The following is a 19,794-nucleotide window of genomic DNA, read 5'->3' on the forward strand; positions in this document are numbered from 1 at the left end:
ATAATTATATCTTGATTGATTGACTCAGGACGTTCTCCGGGCAAAATCCCGAACTTTAAATCCGAGTAATGCCAGCGCGGCAAAGTAGGCAATCACCCCGGCGGCAACGACAGCAGACAACCGTAACAAGCGATAGGCCATCCCCCCCACATCCCACGCAGGCATCACCCAGAGCAGCCCCAGCAACACGGCCGACATCACCACAACACCGATAACCAGCTTGGTTAGAAATACGGCCCAACCCGGTTGTGGCTGGAATATATTCTGTTTACGGAGCTGCCAATATAACAAGCTGGCATTAAGGCAGGCCCCCAACCCAATAGAGAGTGATAACCCAGCATGCTTGAGTGGCCCGATGAATATCAGGTTCATTACCTGGGTCAATATCAGTGTGATAATGGCAATTTTTACCGGCGTTTTAATATTCTGACGCGAGTAAAAACCGGGTGCCAACACTTTCACTACAATCAGCCCCATTAAACCAATGGAATAGGCCACTAACGCACGTTGCGTCATTGCCGCATCAAAAGCACTAAATTTACCGTATTGGAATAATGACACCACCAACGGTTTAGCTAAAATCCCTAATGCAACGGCACTGGGCAACGCCAATAGGAAACATAACCTTAGTCCCCAATCCATTAGTCGGGAATATTCATCATGATTGCCACTGGAGAAACTTTTTGCCAGTGAGGGCAATAAAATCGTGCCAAGCGCCACACCCAGCACCCCCGACGGAAACTCCATCAAACGGTCAGCGTAATACATCCAGGAAACGGAACCTGACACCAAGAATGAAGCAAAAATGGTGTTAATAATCAAAGAGATTTGGCTAACTGATACGCCGAGGATCGCCGGCCCCATTTGGCGCATAACCCGCCAGACCCCTGCATCACGCAGTGATAACCGTGGCAGCACCAACATACCAATCTTCTTCAGATGAGGGAGCTGATAGCCTAATTGCAGTACCCCGCCGACCACCACCGCCCAGGCCAGCGCCATGACTGGTGGATTGAAATAGGGTGCGGCAAACAGCGCAAAACCTATCATGCTGATATTAAGGAAAGTGGGCGCAAAAGCAGGAATAGAAAAACGATTCCAGGTATTAAGGATCGCCCCCACTAAGGAGGCCAGCGAAATTAGCAGAATATAAGGGAAAGTCACTCGCAGCAGCGCGGAGGTTAACGCAAACTTATCAGGTGTATCAGTAAAGCCGGGAGCCGTAATAAAAATCACCCAAGGCGCGGCCAACATCCCCAATACGGTCACTACCGCCAGTATCAGCGTTAACAGACCAGAGACGTAAGCAATGAAAGTGCGGGTTGCCTCCTCGCCCTGTTGACTTTTATATTCGGCCAGTATGGGGACAAAAGCCTGTGAGAATGCCCCTTCCGCGAATATCCGCCGCAATAGATTAGGCAATTTAAATGCCACAAAGAAGGCATCCGTTGCCATCCCGGCACCAAAAACCCGCGCCACTATCGCATCACGGGCAAAGCCTAATACGCGGGAAAACATGGTCATGGAACTGACGGCTGCCAGTGATTTCAGTAGATTCATAAGTTGTCTGATATGGGGTTCTGATCTGTTTTCCGATCTGTTTTTAATTCGCCGTAAATATCAACGCCTGCAATTAGCAGGCGTCGCTTCTACCCAATGGTTGAGGTACCGAAATTAAAGTGCCCCTGAAACGGTGTGAACACCGCCGCCAGTCTACGTATCCGGCGATGAATATCCATCGCAAGGTGTAACAAATTACTGACTTAGCCCGCTTTTTGCGCCATTTTGATCTGAATTATTGACTTATTGAACAGTATCCTGCTGTAAAATTTGCTCTATCATTCGCTGCGCATAAATAGCTTCGTCGCCCGAAACTTGTGGTGCCGTTTGGTTGCTGACTGCATCAATAAAATGATGCACTGCACCGGTAAAGCCTCGCAGGTCTAAGGTGGTTTGCCAACTGGCTACCGGCAAACTTATCACCTGCCCATCCGACTCCTGCTGCCAGTGGCTCATATTACTAACCTGATAACAGGCAGCCGTACTGACGGCTTGCACGCTTTCCCGCTGGGTCCCTGCGTGGCGGTGCATACTGGTAGTTATCAGACCATTGCCCGCTTGAAAATGGTGTTCTGCATACAGCATCTGTCCCAACGCATTTGTCTGAAGCGTTCCACTCAGGAGCTTTGCCGCTTCGCCACCAAGCCACAGAGCGGTATCCACCACATGCAGATAATCATCAAGCAAGGTAAAGCGCAGATCATTCGGCCCCACACTGTTCTGGCGATGTTTCTCCATCCGCAGCGATGCCGGGTGGATGACTTGTTGTTTCAGTTGTTGGTATAGCGGAGCAAAACGTCGGTTAAACCCGACCATCAGTGCCAAGTGCCGTTTCGCGGCCAGTGCTATCAATTGTTCGGATTGCTCGAGTGTTTCGGCCAGCGGCTTATCGACATAAACATGAATCCCGGCCTGCAACAGTTCACTGACCACCTTAAAATGGCTGGCAGTACTGCTGTGAACAAAAATAGCATCGCATTCAGCAGCTAACGTATCTAATCGAGAAAAATAGCGCATCCGATAGCTGTCACACACAGGTTGTGCTTTGATTTGATTGGGGGAGAACGCACCAACCAGTTGCCAGTCCCGTGCTTGAGTCAAAATAGGTAAATAGGCCTTTTGTGCAATACCGCCCAAACCGACAATACCAATACGTAGCTTTTTCATAGGATCCTTATTAATCATCCAACTGAATCAATACTTCATCCAACCGACGTGTCAGTGCGGCCACTTGCCGTTCAAGTTGGGCAACTCTCTCCTCAAGGGCGCTGCTTTCCCCTTCAGCACTCTCTGCTATTGCCGAGGCCGGGGCCACATCACCACTAAAAAGATGCATAAAGCGGCTTTCACGTTTACCCGGCTCACGGGCTAAACGCACCACAAATGGCCCATCTTCGCGGATGGCCAGTTGGTTCAATACCTCTTCTGTTTCAGTAACATCGGCAAACTCATACATCCGGTTAGTGCGAGTACGCAACTCTCCCGGTGTTTGTGCACCACGCAATAATAGTGTGGTAATCACCGCCAACTCAGCAGGGGAGAACTTTAGGTTGCCAAATTCCGAGTTGCAAAAACGGTGCTCGTACTTCATTACTCGGTTACCGCTCTGGGTGCGAATAAGGTGTTTTTTCAGCAAGAAATCCAGTGTCTGCTGGACTTCCGAATCGGATAGCTCCATCACCGGTTCGCGGTTGGTTTTTTGGTTACAAGCGACGGTCACGCCATTGAGCGACATCGGATATTGCTCCGGTGTTGTCACTTGTTTTTCTAGCAAACAGCCAATAACTCTGGCTTCCTGTGCATTTAAACTGTGTTTCATCCTGACCTCAGCGAGTTGGCGTCCATTCTTTATTAGTCAAAGCAGTCAGCACATGGTCGCGCCACTGACCATCAATCAGTAAATAATCCTTGGCGTAACCTTCACGCTCAAATCCAAGGCGTGTCAGTAAGTTGCCACTGCGATGATTGTGCGGCATATAATTAGCCATGATACGGTGCATCCGTTCCTGCCGCTGCATATAACGAATCAGCGGCTGCAACGCTTCAAACATTAAACCCTGCCCCTGCCAGCGCTCACCTAATGAATAACCCAGAAAACAGGCATGGAACGAACCTCGCAGTACATTGCTAAAGTTAGCCACTCCGCGCACTTCTTTCTCTTCTGGGTCCAGCAGAATAAAGTAGTAGGCGCTCCCCTGCTTTTGTAGCTCCATGATCATACCCAGCCGCGCCTGCCAACCGGAGGGCATGCAATGACTTTGATCGCGCACGGGTTCCCATGGTTTGAGAAATACCTGATTTTCAGCATAATACTCCGCCATGCGGTAGGCATCACGTTCATGAACCAACCGCAATGACATGCGGTCCGTCGTCAGGCGTATTTTAGGTGTTGCTGAATGATAGCCGAACATCTGCTCCCCTTGGGCTGCACTCTGTACTTAATTTAGCGACAATCTTTTACTTCAATATACCTGTTGCCCATACCCTGCGTAAAACCGCCCTTGCAAACTTTGCACACGAGGACACAATGAAATCACCTGGTTAAAGCGGTGAATAAGCATTTTATTATGAATAATCGATGAGGTAACGTATTGACGATAAAAAAATATTATCAATCTACCCCCTATCGTTTCTATCAATTTGGGTACAAACTATAAGCGTGTTTTTATTCCCTCCATATTTAATTTCTGACGGTGAAGCATGGCCTTGGTATCGCAAGCTCGGAGCTTGGGTAAGTATTTTTTATTGCTTGATAACTTATTAGTTGTGTTGGGTTTTTTCGTTGTCTTCCCACTCATCTCTATCCGATTTGTCGATCAACTGGGTTGGGCTGCGGTGCTCGTTGGCCTGGCCTTGGGACTAAGGCAACTTGTCCAACAAGGGTTAGGCATCTTTGGTGGTGCCATTGCCGACCGTTTCGGTGCCAAGCCAATGATTGTTACCGGTATGCTGATGCGGGCTGCGGGCTTTGCATTTATGGCAATGGCCGATGAACCTTGGATACTCCTGCTGGCTTGTGCGCTATCTGGCTTAGGTGGCACCCTATTTGATCCGCCGCGTACCGCTTTGGTTATCAAATTAACCCGCCCCCATGAACGTGGCCGTTTTTACTCCCTGCTGATGATGCAAGACAGTGCAGGTGCGGTGATCGGCGCATTAATCGGCAGTTGGTTGCTGCAATACGACTTCCATTTTGTCTGTTGGACTGGCGCGGTAATCTTCATTTTGGCTGCAGGCTGGAACCTTTGGTTGCTGCCCGCGTATCGCATTTCCACCGTGCGTGCGCCAATGAAAGAAGGTTTAATGCGGGTGCTACGTGATCGCCGCTTTGTAACTTATGTCCTGACGCTAACAGGCTATTACATGCTGTCGGTACAGGTGATGCTCATGCTGCCGATCGTGGTAAATGAGATTGCGGGGTCTCCTGCTGCCGTTAAATGGATGTACGCCATTGAGGCCGCGCTTTCTTTGACATTGCTTTACCCACTTGCTCGCTGGAGCGAGAAACGTTTTCGCCTCGAACAGCGCCTCATGTTTGGGCTATTAATCATGACATTAAGCCTGTTTCCGATCGGCTTGATTTCCCACCTGCAAACACTGTTTATGTTCATTTGCTTCTTCTATACAGGTTCAATTATCGCTGAACCCGCACGTGAAACCCTGGGGGCTTCGCTGGCCGACTCGCGCGCACGTGGCAGCTATATGGGCTTTAGCCGTCTGGGGCTAGCGTTGGGCGGCGCATTAGGCTATACCGGTGGCGGCTGGATGTACGATACTGGCCGAACGCTGGAAATGCCGGAGTTACCCTGGTTCCTGCTGGGCGTTATTGGGGTAATTACGCTGGCCGGGCTTTACTGGCAGTTTAATCAGCGCCGTATCGAGTCTGCCATGCTAAGCGGCAGCTAGCACTATTCTGTCGTTAGCACTAGCGCCAGAGTCGCCAAGCCTCTCTGGCATCTTTTTATTCTCTTTTCAAACCAACGTTGATTCGGGGTTATCCGATTGGCAGATGCCCCCCACCGCCGCATTATTGTCCGCAATCCTGAACCCTGGTTGAACAAATAGGGTTAATAATACAAAACAGTGGATTAACCGGTTACTATTGGCCTGTTTGTCTGGTTTGATGTGATGCGCCATCTGGTTTGTTTAGTAAATATTGCTATGAGGTTTTGATGAAGACATTAATGTGGGGCGCTGCTGCGCTGATTGTGACCACGACACTGGTCGGCTGTAACCAATTAACTCAATACACATTGAGCGAACAGGAAATCAATGAATATCTGCAAAAACACAATAACTATGAAAAGCAGATTGGCATACCCGGTCTGGTTGACGCCCACATTATCTTGACGCAATTGCAGAGCCAGATTGGCCGTACTGAGCCTGGTAAAGTGACCTTAACCGGTAATGCCAAAGTAGACATTACCTCGATCCTTGGCCCACAAAGTGCGGATATGACGCTGACACTAAAAGCGCAACCGATATTCGATCGTGAGAAAGGCGCTATCTTCCTAAAAGATATGGAATTGACTGATTATACCGTTAAGCCGGAAAAAATGGATTCAGTGATGAAAGCACTGACCCCTTATCTGAATCAGTCGTTGAAATCCTACTTTGATCAGCAACCGGTCTATGTGTTGGACAGTGAAAAGAGTAAAGCTGAAGGGATGGCGAAAAAGCTGGCAAAAGGTTTAGAAGTGAAACCAGGCCAGTTAGTCATCCCACTGACTGACTAGCTGCACTGCGAGGTTTACAGGCTATCGTCTGCTGCATCGTCACTGATACCAAATGTCATTGGCGTTGCAGTAAACGAATGACAAATCGGTCGGGAACCGGTTTGAACAGTATTTATGCTAGCTCGCAGTGTGAGCCTCAAAGAATGAGGCTCATTAATCCAACCAGGGTTACTTAAGTCGGCAGAGTATCTTCAGACAACTCATCCCACATTGCCTGTAACGCTTCGCGGCTCAACTGAGCCAACGTCCGATAAAAGCCGGTGTTAGCGTGGGCCTCTACTTTGCCGAGAAAGCGACCACACCAGGGCAGTAAATAGTCGTTAAACAGTGCGGTTTGAGCCGCAATCTCATCCTCTGCGGCCTGGTCTTCCAGCCAAGAGGCAGCCAATAATAACCCGCCAAAATGATCAGTTGGCCCATCGCCCAGCGGCATCCCTCGTTGTTGCAAAAACGCTCTGACCTCAGCTTCTGGGCAAGCATCGTCATAATCGCTGCCATAAGGTGACACGCTACCATCGTCGCCGACGAACAACGCGTTATAATCAGCGGCCACCGCCTGTGGCTGATACTCTTGTTGCAAACGCGTCAGCAGCTCACCTTGTTCCAGTGGCCAGTGCTGCTCTAATTTACCCTGACTTATCAGCGCAAAAAGGGGGGCCAGTAGCGGATCTTGTGGTTGACGATAAAATAGTGACCCAAGAACCCGGCACACCAGAGAGAAATCATTCATTTACATCTTCCTGTTTCTTATAAATATTTAAACCACAAGTGACAATGTCACATACTTTATATTATAAATCAGCCAACTCAGGGATTGCCGGGCGGCCACGTTGCTCAAGGTAATTCAGTAACCGGCGCGGGCTAACATTCAAAATACGGTCTGGTGGGAAATTCACCTCAGCAATAATCCGCTCACAATGTTCGAAAATCCCCAATGAATAGGCAATATGGGAGTCAGAACCTAATGCCAACCAGCCACCGGCATCACGGACCGCTTCGGCAATCGCCCGGCAGTTCGCTTCGCTGCCCTTGCGTGAATGCGTAAAGGACGAGTTATTCAACTCCAACGCCACATTGTATTTTGCCGCTGCATCAGCAATAGCTGGAATATCAACAGGATATTTAGGGTTACCGGGATGGCTGATGATGTGCACATTCCCCTGTGCCATGGCCGCAATCATTGCCTGAGTATTGGCGGCTTTGTCTTGAGGCGGGAATACAGGTTCATGGAAGCCGGCAATTAGCAGGTCGATGGCATCAAGCATCGGGCCGGTACAATCGATATCACCGTCCAAATTCTTAATATTGGCCTCAATACCGCGCAAAATACCCACACCATCTACCAACCGTGGCCAGACACGCATGTTCATAAAGTGCCAGTAATGCGGGGCATCAGCCATATCCGGGCCATGGTCAGTAATGGCAAACAGCTTAATATTTTTTAACTTAGCTTCGGCAATGTAATCGTGCAGGGTGCTGTAAGCATGGGTGCTGGCGATGGTATGCATATGTAAATCAACAGGATACATGACTACTCCACAAAGTCTTTTAAGGCAGGATGGCTTTTTTGCAGGTAAAGCATAGACTGCTAATGATAGCAGGAATTCTTCTCATCAACAGCGCTAAAAGCCCTTACTTGCAGGGCTATCGCTATATCTCATCGAACCGAGTCAGTATGTAAATCAGTAACCTCGTACCACATCGACCAGGCCCGCTGGCACTCTCCCCGCTTCGATGGCTTGAATATTGGCAACTACCTGATCCATCGCTATCTCCGGCAGGGTTATCGCTGCAATATGCGGTGTAATAGTGATGCGTGGGTGACTCCAGAAAGGATGCATTGACGGTAAGGGTTCCTCAGCAAATACATCCAATGTCGCCGCTGCGACGCTCCCAACACTCATTGCAGTTAATAGATCACGCTCCAATAAATGTGCACCACGCGCAATATTGATCACATAAGCGTTAGCATTCAATTGTGAAAACAGCGATTGGTTCAAGATACCGACAGTTTCGGGCGTATTGGGCAGCAAATTAATCAATAATTGTGTCCCTTGCAGGAAAGTCGATAGTTTCTCTTTGCCGGCAAAACTGGTTATACCCTCAATCTGTTTTGGTGTACGGCTCCAACAACGCACGGTAAAACCAAACTCAGCCAATTTGTGGGCCACGCTTTTACCTAATACCCCCGCCCCAAGAATGCCTATGGTAAATTTATCATGCTGATGCGGCTCCAGCGGTTGCCACACTTTCTGCTGTTGTTGCAGTTGATACTCATCCATTCGGCGGAAATATCGCAATACACTGGCTACCACATACTCCTGCATTTGCAATGACATACCAGAGTCTTCCAATCGTACCAACGGCACTCCGGTTGGCAATGTGCCCGGAGAGCGGCGCTCTTGATCCAAAATAGCATCGACCCCCGCCCCTAAAGCAAAAATGCCTTTCAGTTCAACACGTCTGGCGAGCATTTCCTGTGGTGGCTGCCAGACGAGAGCATAATCCGCCGGTTGTGTATCACCACGTCGCCACTGCCTGATTTTCGCCGTGGGCAAACGAGATTGTATGCCTGACAACCACTGTTTTGCTTCAAAAAACGGGTGATAAAAAATAATATTCATTATTTGCCAGCTCCTTGCGAAAGTACCTGATAGATTTCCGCGATTAACGGTCAGATGCAAGTGTTACCCGCAAGAAATGACGATGAAATCAGCAAACTGCTGTAACTTTAGCTAAACAGTAACAAAGCCAATATAAGAGGGTTGACGCTGGGCACACTTTTGCCTACATTACGCCGGTCGACCGCGTTTAGCGTAGTTGATAGCTGTAACACGGTGAGGTGTCTGAGTGGCTGAAGGAGCACGCCTGGAAAGTGTGTATACGTGTAAGCGTATCGAGGGTTCGAACCCCTCCCTCACCGCCATATTTAGTCTGTAGATGAACCTCGGTTTCTACGACAAACGAAGCGGCAATCGATAACATGTCTGGTTTCATACCTGAACCTGTTAACCCGATTGCCGTTTTTTTTCGCCTTCAGATAGCTTTATTTCCTGCCAAATGTCGTTTCAGACAGATACACCCTAAATAATTCGAGTTGCAGGAAGGCGGCAAACGAAATACAAATCGGTCGGGAATCGATTTGAACAGCATTTATGCTAGCCCGTAGGGTGAGGCTCATTAATCCCGATGGGCTTACATTTGTAAGTAATTCAGATTATTGAGCGTAGCCAACGCACATGCAGCTTTAAGTATGACGGGCATAAACATAATCACTTTATTAAATGCCTCTATTACTAATTGGTTTATTTCCAGTTCAATATTACATGTTACAAGATAAGGAATATTATAAATCCGAAATAACCCATATCGAGGTATCAAATGAAAAATAAGCGATTTTATTTTATTTCTTTACTATTGACCCTGTGTGTTAACTCCCTATCAGCCTCGCCGTTAATCGTTGCTCATCGTGCAGGAACAGCCGATTACCCAGAAAACACTCGACATGCCATCAGTAAAGCGTTATCAAATAACGCTGATATTATTTGGGTCTCGGTTCAACTCAGTAAAGATGGTGTTTTAGTACTCTATCGGCCCAAAGATTTGAGCGAATTGACTGACGGCAACGGCCTGGTTTCTGACCACTCTTGGCAAGAATTACAGTTATTAGATGCGGCCTATCACTTTAAAAGTGACGATCAGTATAAATTCCGCGGATGGGGAGTAAAGATCCCCTCACTACATCAGGTTTTATTATCATTCCCACAAACAAAATTCACTATAGATATTAAGTCTCCTGATGCAGATCCAAAAATAATAGCGAATGCCATAACAGAAGTGAGAGAAAATATTCTCTCACCTGACCGCATTGTTTTCTATTCTACTGAGAAAAAATATCTTAATGCGCTACCTGATTATATAAGTAAATTCGAGACACGTAATAAAACCCGTAAAATTTTAGCTACTGCGGTGATGGCAGATGAATGTATAATAGCCAAAAACAAGGGCAATTCATTTATTAGCAGCCAGAATAGACATTATGCCTTTGAATTAAGACGTGATGTAAAGGTCGTGGAGAAACTCACCTTGGGTAAAGGAACAACCCGGACCCAATTGGTTTGGAATCAACAGGCAATGGACTGTTTCAAGCAGAGCGAAGATGCAAAAATTTTGCTGATTGGCATAAACTCTGCAAAAGATTATCAACTAGCTAAAGATCTCGGTGCCGATTATGTGATGGTTGATTCACCTCTGCAGGCGAAAAATTGGCGTTAATTGCTTATAATTTGCCGGTGATTTACGCTATATGCATGCAGAATAACCAGATGAATGGCAACGGGTAAATACTGCTTGACCATCTGCCTGCTGGTCCCTATAGTACCGCCCCGTTGCCGTGCTTAGCGCGGTAACATAACGGTGAGGTGTCTGAGTGGCTGAAGGAGCACGCCTGGAAAGTGTGTATACGCGTAAGTGTATCGAGGGTTCGAACCCCTCTCTCACCGCCATATTCGAGCAAAAGGCTCTGACGAAAGTCAGAGCCTTTTTCGTGACTCCCACCAAGGTGTTTCTACAACTTACGGCGGTGCCTCTCTTTATCTATGCGGTCTCCCAATGGGGAAAATGGCATTAATCGGCTATAAACTACTTGATTGCGCCCTTGTTTCTTCGCCTGATAAAGTGCTTCATCCGTCATTTTTAATGCTTTTAGCATCGACATTCCAGGCAAATAAAGAGACGCACCAATCGAGATGGTGGCCTTTATTTTACGTCCGTCAGGTAAAACCACCGCAAGATTCTCAACTTGTTGGAGAATTCGCTCGGCAACCGCTTTAATCGTTTGTGGTTCATGGCGGCGGGTTATAACAATAAACTCTTCACCGCCATAACGGCCAACAAAATCCTCATCACGAATGATTGACGTCAACAGCTTCCCCACTTCTGTTAGAAGTAAATCACCACCGTCATGACCATAGCTGTCATTCACCGACTTAAAATGGTCCAGATCCAGAATCATTAAACCACACGCCTGGCGACTGTTGTGAATTGCCGTTAATCGATAATCAATACTTGCCCGGTTATTTAGCTGAGTTAATTTGTCAATATTCGCCCGGTTTTTCATCGAAAAATAGGCGGAGATATGACGCTCTTTAAAATTCAGTGCATGGTAGCAAATAGCCAAACAGAGCGCGGAAATCAGTTGATATACTATCACCTGGGCCCAGGTCAAAATATGCGGGGCAACTAATATAGCAACGACCATACGATAAATCGCAATAGCGAGGATTGCGGTATAAAAAATACGATTGCTTTTTCGCTCCCAGACTCGTGACAGTATGAGCGGAATAAATATTATTGTTATAAGAATATTGTCGAGGGTAAACCAGCCTGTGAAAGCAAAATTAATCAGCAATGCTGTCAAGCTACTTAACCAACCACCATAGAAAGTGACCAAAATAATCGGAATCAACTCGAAACTATAGAAAAACGCACCTGAAATCACCCACTGGTCCTGATTCAGATAAAGTGAAACCAGTCCCGATGCGACACCAAATAGAATACGTTTCCAGACATCCCCATTGTAAGAAAAAGCACTGTTCTTACTTAAGGCAAAATAACTGATTGAGAGCGTCGCATAGGTGACACAAGCATCTCGGTATAGTGTCGATAGAGATTCTAATTCGCTCATGGCGTAGCATTAATCCTTTGAATTCTCAGCGAGAATTTTGGCTGACATTGGTTTGTCTTATTGCCAACTAACATTAAGTAACGTTTTACGTCGAATATATTCATTGGAAATCCTAAATATTAAGCATGGTTAATAGTCATAGTTTCTAACTCAAATCTTAGCTGTGAGACAGGTTTTATTCCTGAATAATTTCATTATGGGACCAGTCCTTCAATTTATGTAACAAGATGTCGCCTAATCACCCGCTTTCGATTTCGCACACAGGATGCAGCCCTGGCTTGGATGCTTATTGTTCAATTTCCGATACTTGGGTCTAAAAGAAGGCGCTAGTGAGGATAATATCCACTTTTCATTTATTCAGGGGAGGAATGCACTGGTCCACCATGAATCCGTTCATTTAACCCTCTTTATAAAACCGACAGTTATCTGATTTTCCGACTGAGATTGATATACATCTAGATCTTAGTCACCTAATTGGCGTATCGTTGTGTTCTGCTACTCGAGACGGACCCTTACTGGCCCGCCATTTATTTTGTCTTTTCTTTATTTGGTTTGCACCTTAGATGAAAACGCACGGAATTAACGGCATTAGGCCGTTCAGCGCGCTTATTGACGCTTGCTGGCGAGAAACCTATACACTTCAAAGACTTCTCAAAGATATAATTGCCGGTGTCACTGTCGGTATCATTGCTATCCCACTGGCGATGGCACTGGCTATTGCCAGTGGTGTCCCACCACAATACGGCTTATATACCTCCGCTATTGCCGGTATTGTCATTGCGGTCACCGGCGGCTCCCGCTATAGCGTATCCGGCCCCACTGCCGCTTTTGTGGTTATTCTCTATCCGGTATCACAGCAGTTTGGTTTAGCGGGTTTACTTCTGGCTACACTGATCTCCGGTATATTTTTATTATTTATGGGCCTAGGGCGACTTGGCCGATTGATTGAATATATCCCGCTGTCCGTCACCCTCGGTTTTACCTCAGGTATTGGTATCACCATTGCCACCATGCAGGTGAAAGATTTCTTTGGCCTGCACCTGACAGAAGTGCCGGAAAATTATGCTGGTAAAGTTGCCGCGTTGGCTCAAGCAATGCCAACTATCAACCTCAGTGATACGTTAATTGCAACCGTCACCCTGCTGGTATTAATACTCTGGCCACGGTTAAAATTAAAGTTACCGGGTCACTTACCGGCATTGGTTGCGGGTACTGCCGTCATGGCGGTGTTATCCCTATTTGATCATCAAGTGGCGACTATCGGCTCACGCTTTGGCTATTTACTGGCCGATGGCACCCAAGGCCACGGTATCCCCCCCATCCTGCCGCAATTTGTCTTGCCGTGGAATTTACCTGCTGCCAATAGTCAGCCATTTGTATTGAACTGGGCAACCTTCTCTGCATTACTGCCCGCAGCCTTTTCTATGGCAATGCTGGGCGCAATTGAGTCATTGCTCTGCGCCGTCGTACTTGATGGTATGACAGGACAAAAACATCACTCCAACAGTGAGTTAGTCGGTCAGGGGCTGGGGAATATCATTGCACCATTCTTTGGCGGGATCACTGCGACTGCCGCCATTGCTCGTTCTGCGGCTAATGTTCGCGCAGGTGCAACCTCACCGGTGTCAGCCATCATCCACGCACTGTTGGTCTTACTGGCGTTACTGGTACTGGCACCGATGTTGTCTTATCTGCCTTTAGCTGCGATGGCGTCTCTGCTACTGATTGTGGCCTGGAACATGAGTGAGGCACATAAAGTCGTTGATCTCCTGCGCCGAGCGCCTAAAGATGACATTATTGTGATGTTGTTGTGCATGAGCCTGACCGTATTATTTGACATGGTGATTGCAATCACGGTGGGTATTGTGTTGGCCTCGCTGCTGTTTATGCGGCGCATTGCGCGCATGACGCGCCTGAGTGAGATACCCGCGACTGTTGATGAGCATACGCTGGTATTGCGAGTGAACGGGCCACTGTTTTTCGCTGCCGCAGAGCGGATATTTAATGAGTTACTCAGCCGTTGTGAGAATTATCAAACCATTATTTTGCAGTGGGATGCAGTACCGGTTCTGGATGCCGGTGGCCTAAATGCGTTCCTACGCTTCACAGAGGCGCTGGGCGAGCAACAACAGCTCGTTATCACGGATATTCCTTTCCAGCCGCTGAAGACGCTGGCAAGAGCCAGAGTGCAGCCCATTGAAGGCAAGTTGAGTTTTTATGGGTCACTGCCAGAAGCGCTGGAGGCTTTACGCGTAAGAGGTTAGTCCCTTTGAGTGAGTATGACGGTTTTCAAAAAAGGCAGTGTAGTTACCTACACTGCCTTTTCTTTATTCAAATATTACCGGCGAACACTTTTTACTTGCTGGTATCCAGCACCGGGAAACTCTTCACCAAATCATCGATAGCTTTCATCTGCACCAGGAACGGTTCTAGTTTGTCTAATGGCAAAGCTGACGGGCCATCACACTTGGCGCTGTTCGGCTCTGGGTGCGCTTCGATAAACAACCCTGCCAAACCAACAGCCATGCCAGCACGCGCCAGTTCAGCCACTTGAGCACGGCGGCCACCGGAGGCTGCGCCAAACGGATCACGGCATTGTAATGCGTGAGTCACATCGAAAATAACTGGATGACCGCCAGTCGCCTGGACCATAACGTTGATACCTAACATATCAACCACCAGATTGTCATAACCGAAGTTACTGCCGCGATCACACAAGATCACTTGATCATTACCGGCTTCTTTAAATTTATCGACAATATTGCCCATCTGCCCAGGACTGACAAACTGCGGCTTTTTCACGTTGATAACCGCGCCAGTGCGGGCCATAGCTTCAACCAAATCAGTTTGACGCGCCAAAAATGCCGGTAATTGAATAACATCAACCACTTCGGACACCGGTTTTGCCTGGCTGGCTTCATGCACATCGGTGATGATTTTGACACCAAACTGCTGTTTCAGCTCTTGGAAGATTTTCATTCCCTCTTCCAAACCGGGACCACGGTAAGAATGAATTGAAGAACGGTTGGCTTTGTCGAACGAGGCTTTAAACACATAAGGAATGCCCAACTTTTGGGTCACCGTGACATAATGTTCACAAATGCGCATTGCCAGGTCGCGCGACTCAAGCACATTCATGCCGCCGAACAGCACGAAAGGTAGGTCGTTCGCTACGTTGATATCGCCAATGCTAACCACTTTCTGTTTCATACTAATACCTTTATAAAGGGTAAATCGAGTTAATTACCACGGTTATGCCGCAAGACATGGCTACCATACAACCGTGGTATAAAAGAGATCAGTGCAATGTCACCCGCTGTTGCTCAATGGAGTGGATCTGCATTTTTATCATTTCAGCAATCGGATCTTCCGGGCACTGCTCAACAAAATAGCTTAAATCAGAGATGGCAATATGGTTGCAATCCAGTTGGGCATAAATCAAGCCACGGTCGCGGATTTCATAGGGGTCATCGGGGTCAAAAGCCAATACCGCTTCACTGGCACGCAATGCCAATTCCATCTGCTTCTCTTCCATTAATGCCGCTTTCAATGTATCAAGCATTTTACGCACAATCAGGGTATTTTCCGCTTCTTCCAGATCTTCATCTTCCAGTTCGGCGCTCAAACCCAGGTTGCCCTTAATCCACACTTCTAGCATATGTTCATTAAGTGTTTCACCGTTTAACGGATTAATCAGCCACATTTCTTCATCTAACCAATCAGCCCGAAGAATTAATTGAGTTGGAAAGATAACTGGCATCAAAGGTAGATCCAATTGATGGGCGATGTGCAGGAAAATGACGCCCAGCGATACTGGCGTCCCTTGGCGTTTATCCAACACTTTATCGAGCCAGATAGCGTCTGACAGGCGATAAACGCCACCAGCACCGCCAAATTTCCATTTACGGTAAAACAGATCAATAAGCACTTCTAATTGCTGATCCTGATTGAGATCGGCGGGCATCGCAGCCCGGGCATCATCAACGAGCTGTTGTAATTGGTTGCGTACATCAACCAGTGGAAAATTCTGTCGAATCTCCTGGGTAACCAATAACACCCCATCACACAGGGACGCGTTGTTAAATTCGAAATCAGCAATGCTACTCATAGATATCCCATCAGCAGTGGTAATTTAGTTGTTGCCAGTTTGACAATCAAATACAGGCAACCCAATGCGAGTATGAAAGCAAGCCAGCGACGATTCTGGCTGCGGGTTCGCTTACCTAATGCGACATAGCCAAGCAGGATATAGATAATAACGCCAAACAGCTTTTCAGTCAGCCATGTTCCTTGCGGACTGAAAGGGTAAAATCCAGTGATAAAAATCAGTACAATACCGCTGACAAATAGCAACGTATCATTGATATGTGGCGTTATTTTTACCCAGCGCTTATCCATCATAGCCGAACCGCGACATTTCCAAAAGAAACGTAATACAAACAGCGTAATACTGATAACCACTGTGAGTAAATGCAAATACTTCATGGCGATATAATCAACCCACATGACTCTCGCTTCCTTATCTATGTTAAATATTTATCGTTTTTTTTATTTGTTGCCGAATAAATGCCGCACAAAATCAGATTCTTCTTGATTAGCCGATCCATTGCCCCAAAGTAACACGATCATTATTACCATAATCTTTATGCGTCATTACAGCACTAAATCCGGCGTTTTTAAGTAATTTCTGTACTGCATCGGCTTGCTGCCAGCCATGCTCCAACATTAACCAGCCTCCCGCCTCTAAATAAGCCGGCGCACAACGGATAATCTCGTCCAGTGAAGCCATCCCTTCGGCAGGTGCGACGAGCGCACTGTGAGGCTCAAAGCGGACATCACCTTCGTTCAGATGCGGGTCATCAGCATCAATATAAGGAGGATTGCTAACAATCAGCGTAAATTGTCCGTCGACCGCGTCAAACCAGCTACTTTGCAGAAAATGTACATTATCTATGGCCAGCTTTTCTGCATTATGGCGAGCCAGTGCAACAGCGTCGGCTTGGATGTCCACACCCACCACAGCACAATCTGGCCGCTCACTGGCTAACGCCAAAGCAATAGCACCGGTACCGGTACCCAAATCCAAAATATGGCAAGGAGTGGCTGGCAGATGCGCCAACGCCTGTTCAACCAAACATTCGGTGTCAGGGCGTGGAATAAGAGTGGCGGAGGAAACACTGAGTGGCAATGACCAGAATTCGCGCTCCCCAACCAGATAAGCAATAGGTTCCCCCTGCTCACGCCGGGTTGCCAGTTGTTCCAATCGCTGTAACTGATCGGCTGTCAGCTTAGTTTCACCGAAAGCCAACACATAAGTACGCGCCTTTGCGGTGACAAAACTCAATAGAATCTCGGCATCGCGCTTGGGGCTGTCACTCTGACTGAAACGGGCTGCCGTTAACGACAGCCACTGCTGATAGTCCATTAATCTTGCTCTGACAACGCAGAGAGCTGGTCGGCTTGATATTCCTGCACAATCGGCTGAATCAGCATATCCAGTTTGCCTTCCATCACTTCATCCAGGCGATAGAGGGTCAGGTTAATGCGATGATCGGTCACTCGGCCCTGTGGGAAGTTATAGGTGCGATTACGATCAGAGCGATCACCTGAACCAAGCAGATTACGGCGCTCGGAAGCTTCCGCCAATTGACGCTTTTGCATTTCTGCGGCACGGATACGTGCACCCAACACCGACATCGCCTTGGCTTTGTTCTTATGTTGTGAGCGTTCATCCTGACACTCCACCACCAGGCCCGTTGGAATATGGGTGATACGGATTGCCGAATCGGTGGTGTTAACGTGCTGACCACCGGCACCAGACGAGCGGAAAGTATCAATACGCAAATCACCGGCATTGATTTCCGGCATCTCAGCTTCAGGAATGGCAGGCATTACCGCGACGGTACAGGCAGAGGTATGAATACGGCCTTGTGATTCGGTTTCGGGTACACGTTGCACACGGTGACCACCTGACTCGAATTTTAACTGACCAAACACCCCATCACCAGAGACCTTGGCAATCACTTCTTTATAGCCACCATGCTCGCCCTCACTGGCGCTCATGATTTCAACTTTCCAACGGCGTGCTTCAGCATAACGGCTGTACATGCGGAACATGTCACCAGCAAAAATAGCCGCTTCATCACCACCGGTCCCAGCACGAATCTCAAGAAAACAATCACGCTCATCATCAGGGTCTTTAGGGAGCAACAACACTTGCAACTGCTGTTCCAGCTCTTCACTGCGCGCTTTTGCTTCTTTCAGTTCTTCCTGAGCCATTTCGCGCATTTCAAGATCTTCCAGCATCATTTCTGCGGCTTCGAGATCATCTTGCACGCTGCGCCATTCTTTAAAACAGCGGGTGACATCCGTTAATTGCGCATATTCACGTGACAACGCGCGGAAACGGTCTTGATCGGCAATAACGCTGGCATCGCCAAGATACGCCAGCACTTCTTCGTGACGCTCTTGTAACGCTTCCAGTTTGGCAACAATAGAAGACTTCATCCGTGGTTTTAAACCCTGTAATTAGAGGAAACTAATGCTGATCCAGCCCAAGGCTGTCGCGTAATAATTGCAACCGCTCCATATCGCCATCGCTGGCGGCTTGCTGGAGGGATTTGGTAGGAGCATGAATCAGGCGGTTAGTGAGCTTATGGGCCAACTCATTCAACACTTGTTCTACATTGGCACCCTGCTCAATGGCGGCCAATGCTTTAGCGGTCATCTCACTACGAACCTGTTCGGCCTGAGAACGATAATCACGAATGGTTTCAACCGCCCCCTGCGCACGTAGCCAGGCCATAAAATTCATGCTTTCCTGCTGTACTATTGATTCGGCCTGCACCGCAGCGGCCTGACGCTGTGCCATATTGTGCTGAATAATCGCGTGTAGATCATCAACACTGTATAAATAGGCATTAGACAGTTTACCCACTTCCGGCTCAATATCCCGTGGTACGGCGATATCGACAAACAGCATTGGCTGATTGCGGCGGCTTTTCAGAGCACGTTCGACCATTCCCTTACCAATAATAGGCAATGGGCTGGCCGTTGAACTGATAATAATATCGGCATCGGCCAATCGGGCATCAATTTCCGGCAAAGTAATCACTTCGGCCCCCACTTCTGTCGCCAGCACTTGAGCTCGCTCACGGGTACGGTTAGCGATAATCATATGCTTAACTTGATGCTCACGCAGATGACGAGCCACCAGCTCAATGGTTTCCCCAGCACCCACCAACAGCACATTCAGTTCAGAAAGCGACTCAAATATCTGACGTGCCAGAGTACAGGCAGCAAAAGCAACCGAAACGGCACTGGCTCCAATATCTGTTTCTGTCCGAACCCGTTTGGCAACCGAGAAAGATTTCTGGAACAACCGCTCCAACTCGCCAGACAGCGATTGACCACGCTGAGATTCAGCAAAGGCCTTTTTCACCTGCCCCAAAATTTGAGGTTCGCCTAATACCAGTGAGTCTAACCCGCTGGCAACACGCATCAAATGACTGACGGCATCATTACCATGGTGCCAATACAGGCTTTTTTTCACTTCGTCCGGGCTGAGTTTGTGATAGGTACAGAGCCAGGCAATAAGTTGTTCATGCAGATTATCTTGCTGCTCTACGCTGAGATACAACTCAGTTCGGTTACACGTAGACAATACGACACCGCCCTGCACCAACGGCTGTTGGAGCAAGCTGACAAGCGCTTGGTCGATAGATTCCGGTGAAAAGTTCACTCGTTCACGTAAAGATACAGGCGCAGTTTTGTGATTAATGCCTAATGCAAGCAGAGTCATGAGAACGGCTT

The 19,794-nt window shown here is 47.7% G+C and carries 18 protein-coding genes and 2 tRNA genes; 6 read left to right on the top strand and 14 right to left on the bottom strand.

Going from position 1 to position 19,794, the window contains the following annotated elements:
- Window positions 1–24: 24 nt before the first annotated feature.
- The 4 genes from murJ to rimJ all read right to left on the bottom strand — a co-directional run bounded on the left by murJ (window position 25) and on the right by rimJ (window position 3,971).
- A complete protein-coding gene (gene murJ / locus V1952_RS06175) occupies window positions 25–1,560 on the bottom strand; it encodes a murein biosynthesis integral membrane protein MurJ (protein WP_420074467.1) in 1,536 nt (511 codons plus the stop codon).
- 243 nt (window positions 1,561–1,803) lie between these two features.
- Complete coding sequence (locus V1952_RS06180; RefSeq protein ID WP_372558911.1) at window positions 1,804–2,745, bottom strand: Gfo/Idh/MocA family protein; 942 nt, start codon at window positions 2,743–2,745, stop codon at window positions 1,804–1,806.
- Window positions 2,738–3,379, bottom strand: coding sequence for a YceH family protein (locus V1952_RS06185; protein ID WP_420071065.1), 642 nt, complete (start codon window positions 3,377–3,379; stop codon window positions 2,738–2,740). Before V1952_RS06185 ends, V1952_RS06180 begins: the two co-directional genes overlap by 8 nt.
- Before the next feature lie 7 nt (window positions 3,380–3,386).
- Window positions 3,387–3,971 (bottom strand): ribosomal protein S5-alanine N-acetyltransferase, encoded by a 585-nt coding sequence (gene rimJ / locus V1952_RS06190; protein ID WP_420071064.1) that lies wholly within the window; start codon window positions 3,969–3,971, stop codon window positions 3,387–3,389.
- 289 nt (window positions 3,972–4,260) lie between these two features.
- Between rimJ and mdtH the strand changes: the two genes are divergently transcribed.
- Together mdtH and V1952_RS06200 are read left to right on the top strand one after the other, a co-directional pair.
- Window positions 4,261–5,466, top strand: a complete 1,206-nt coding sequence (gene mdtH, locus V1952_RS06195) for a multidrug efflux MFS transporter MdtH (protein WP_083159016.1) — start codon at window positions 4,261–4,263, stop codon at window positions 5,464–5,466.
- Between the two features lie 266 nt (window positions 5,467–5,732).
- The gene (locus V1952_RS06200) at window positions 5,733–6,296 is read left to right on the top strand and encodes a lipoprotein (RefSeq protein WP_372558908.1); all 564 of its coding nucleotides are present in this window, start codon (window positions 5,733–5,735) and stop codon (window positions 6,294–6,296) included.
- A gap of 172 nt (window positions 6,297–6,468) precedes the next feature.
- Here V1952_RS06200 and V1952_RS06205 read toward each other — a convergent pair whose 3' ends face one another.
- The 3 genes from V1952_RS06205 to ghrA all read right to left on the bottom strand — a co-directional run bounded on the left by V1952_RS06205 (window position 6,469) and on the right by ghrA (window position 8,920).
- Window positions 6,469–7,026, bottom strand: a complete 558-nt coding sequence (locus V1952_RS06205; protein ID WP_372558907.1) for a TorD/DmsD family molecular chaperone — start codon at window positions 7,024–7,026, stop codon at window positions 6,469–6,471.
- 61 nt (window positions 7,027–7,087) lie between these two features.
- A complete protein-coding gene (locus tag V1952_RS06210) occupies window positions 7,088–7,825 on the bottom strand; it encodes a phosphatase (protein ID WP_420074468.1) in 738 nt (245 codons plus the stop codon).
- A gap of 153 nt (window positions 7,826–7,978) precedes the next feature.
- A complete protein-coding gene (ghrA, locus tag V1952_RS06215) occupies window positions 7,979–8,920 on the bottom strand; it encodes a glyoxylate/hydroxypyruvate reductase GhrA (protein WP_372558905.1) in 942 nt (313 codons plus the stop codon).
- Window positions 8,921–9,132: 212 nt separating this feature from the next.
- Here ghrA and V1952_RS06220 point away from each other — a divergent pair.
- The 3 genes from V1952_RS06220 (at window position 9,133) to V1952_RS06230 (ending at window position 10,801) form a co-directional block, all read left to right on the top strand.
- Window positions 9,133–9,222: transfer RNA gene (locus tag V1952_RS06220), tRNA-Ser, on the top strand.
- Window positions 9,223–9,677: 455 nt separating this feature from the next.
- Window positions 9,678–10,571, top strand: coding sequence for a glycerophosphodiester phosphodiesterase family protein (locus V1952_RS06225; protein ID WP_372558904.1), 894 nt, complete (start codon window positions 9,678–9,680; stop codon window positions 10,569–10,571).
- Between the two features lie 140 nt (window positions 10,572–10,711).
- Window positions 10,712–10,801, top strand: a tRNA-Ser gene (locus V1952_RS06230).
- 62 nt (window positions 10,802–10,863) lie between these two features.
- Here the strand turns inward: V1952_RS06230 and V1952_RS06235 are convergent.
- On the bottom strand, window positions 10,864–11,982 hold the full coding sequence (locus tag V1952_RS06235; protein ID WP_420074469.1) for a GGDEF domain-containing protein: 1,119 nt from the start codon (window positions 11,980–11,982) through the stop codon (window positions 10,864–10,866).
- A gap of 563 nt (window positions 11,983–12,545) precedes the next feature.
- Here V1952_RS06235 and dauA point away from each other — a divergent pair.
- A complete protein-coding gene (dauA, locus tag V1952_RS06240; protein WP_372558902.1) occupies window positions 12,546–14,246 on the top strand; it encodes a C4-dicarboxylic acid transporter DauA in 1,701 nt (566 codons plus the stop codon).
- A 91-nt stretch (window positions 14,247–14,337) separates the two neighbouring features.
- Here dauA and kdsA read toward each other — a convergent pair whose 3' ends face one another.
- From kdsA to hemA, 6 genes are all read right to left on the bottom strand, one after another.
- Window positions 14,338–15,192 (bottom strand): 3-deoxy-8-phosphooctulonate synthase, encoded by an 855-nt coding sequence (gene kdsA, locus V1952_RS06245; RefSeq protein ID WP_005185168.1) that lies wholly within the window; start codon window positions 15,190–15,192, stop codon window positions 14,338–14,340.
- An 88-nt stretch (window positions 15,193–15,280) separates the two neighbouring features.
- Complete coding sequence (gene sirB1, locus V1952_RS06250; RefSeq protein ID WP_372558901.1) at window positions 15,281–16,090, bottom strand: invasion regulator SirB1; 810 nt, start codon at window positions 16,088–16,090, stop codon at window positions 15,281–15,283.
- A complete protein-coding gene (locus tag V1952_RS06255) occupies window positions 16,087–16,488 on the bottom strand; it encodes a SirB2 family protein (RefSeq protein ID WP_005185164.1) in 402 nt (133 codons plus the stop codon). Before V1952_RS06255 ends, sirB1 begins: the two co-directional genes overlap by 4 nt.
- 88 nt (window positions 16,489–16,576) lie before the next feature.
- Complete coding sequence (gene prmC, locus V1952_RS06260; protein WP_420074470.1) at window positions 16,577–17,407, bottom strand: peptide chain release factor N(5)-glutamine methyltransferase; 831 nt, start codon at window positions 17,405–17,407, stop codon at window positions 16,577–16,579.
- Complete coding sequence (gene prfA, locus V1952_RS06265) at window positions 17,407–18,489, bottom strand: peptide chain release factor 1 (protein ID WP_005185162.1); 1,083 nt, start codon at window positions 18,487–18,489, stop codon at window positions 17,407–17,409. The genes prmC and prfA overlap by 1 nt, the downstream gene beginning before the upstream one ends.
- 31 nt (window positions 18,490–18,520) lie before the next feature.
- A complete protein-coding gene (gene hemA / locus V1952_RS06270) occupies window positions 18,521–19,783 on the bottom strand; it encodes a glutamyl-tRNA reductase (RefSeq protein WP_083159026.1) in 1,263 nt (420 codons plus the stop codon).
- Between the last annotated feature and the right edge of the window lie 11 nt (window positions 19,784–19,794).

Origin of the sequence: Yersinia sp. 2542 StPb PI, from assembly GCF_048593855.1 — a bacterium.
GTDB lineage: Bacteria > Pseudomonadota > Gammaproteobacteria > Enterobacterales > Enterobacteriaceae > Yersinia > Yersinia enterocolitica_E.